The organism is Micromonospora sp. DT48 (genome assembly GCF_049844495.1).
In the GTDB taxonomy this organism is placed as follows: domain Bacteria; phylum Actinomycetota; class Actinomycetes; order Mycobacteriales; family Micromonosporaceae; genus Micromonospora.
Genome location: NZ_JBNCLE010000050.1, coordinates 1 through 1468, shown reverse-complemented (window position 1 = coordinate 1468; position 1468 = coordinate 1). Strand labels below are relative to the sequence as shown.

The following is a 1468-nucleotide window of genomic DNA, read 5'->3' as shown; positions in this document are numbered from 1 at the left end:
CGTTACCTTTTTGATCGTCCCCAGCCGGGGACGGCTCGGTCGCCCGGCTCGGTATGACTGACTGCCCCTGTCGTTTGGATGATCCGGGGGGTGTTGTCGCCGGGCCGGGTGGCGTCGGTGGACCGCTGATAGGGACCCGGCCACCCCCGTCCGGGGTAGGTCTCTCCGTAACGTGGATGCCGGCAGTCCGGCGCTGTGACCAGCGGCTGAGCCAGGCATCGCGGTGAGGAGGGCAGGCTGTGTACGACGGGTTCGGCGTCTTCATCGGACTCGATGTCGGCAAGGAAGGCCACCACGCGGTCGCGTTGAACCGCGACGGCAGGCGGCTGCACGACGCGACGCTGCCGAACACCGAGGCCGGGCTGCGGAAGCTGTTCGACAAACTCGGCCGTCACGGCAAGGTTCTGGTGGTGGTCGACCAGCCCGCGTCGATCGGCGCGCTGCCGGTCGCGGTGGCTCGTGCTTGTGGCCACCAGGTGGCCTACCTGCCCGGTTTGGTCATGCGCCGGCTGGCCGACCTGCACCCCGGCACCGCGAAGACCGACGCCCGCGACGCCTACGTCATCGCCGACGCCGCCCGCACCCTGCCCCACACGCTGCGTCGGGTTGACACCGGCGACGAGGCACTCGCCGAACTGGAAGTGATGGTCGGCTACGACGACGACCTCGCCGGTGAGGTCACCCGCGTGGGCAACCGCATCCGGGGCCTGCTCACCCAGATCCACCCACCCCTGGAACGCGTCCTGGGACCGAAACTGCAGCACCCCGCTGTCCTGGAAGCCATCTCGCGGTGCGGCGGACCCACCGGACTCCGCAAGGCAGGCCGGACGAAACTCACCGAGATCGTCAAGGCCCGCGCGCCACGCATGGGCACCCGCCTGGTTGAACAGATCTTCACCGCTCTCGACGCGCAGACCGTGATCGTGCCTGGCACCACCGCCGCCGAGACCGTCCTTCCCCGACTCGCCGACAACCTGCGTGACCTGCTGCGCCAACGCGACCAGGTCGCCGAACAGGTCGAGGGGATGCTTGATGCGCACCCTCTTGCCCCGGTCCTGACCTCGATGCCCGGCATCGGCGTCAGGACCGCAGCCCGCATCCTGCTCGAAGTCGGCGACGGCAGCTCGTTCCCCACCTCCGGCCACCTGGCCGCCTACGCCGGCCTGGCCCCGGTCACCCGCCGCTCCGGCACCAGCATCCGTGGCGAGCACCCACCAAAGGGCGGCAACAAGCAGCTGAAACGCGCGTTCTTCCTGTCCGCGTTCGCCGCACTCGCCGACCCGCTCAGCCGCGCCTACTACGACCGCAAACGCGCTGAGGGCAAGAAACACAACGCCGCCATCATCTGCCTCGCCCGCCGCCGCGTCGACGTCCTCCACGCCATGCTCCGCGCCCAACGGCCATACCAGCCCAAAACGGCGGCCGAACCCCGCCTCGCCGCTTGACACAACCCATAGGGACACCCCCC

At 69.7% G+C, this 1468-nt stretch carries 1 protein-coding gene; it reads left to right on the top strand.

The window, feature by feature from the left end; translation table 11 throughout:
* The first annotated feature begins 239 nt into the window (after positions 1-239).
* The gene (locus ACLQ2S_RS27105; RefSeq protein ID WP_425703806.1) at positions 240-1445 is read left to right on the top strand and encodes an IS110 family transposase; all 1206 of its coding nucleotides are present in this window, start codon (positions 240-242) and stop codon (positions 1443-1445) included.
* Positions 1446-1468 lie beyond the last annotated feature (23 nt).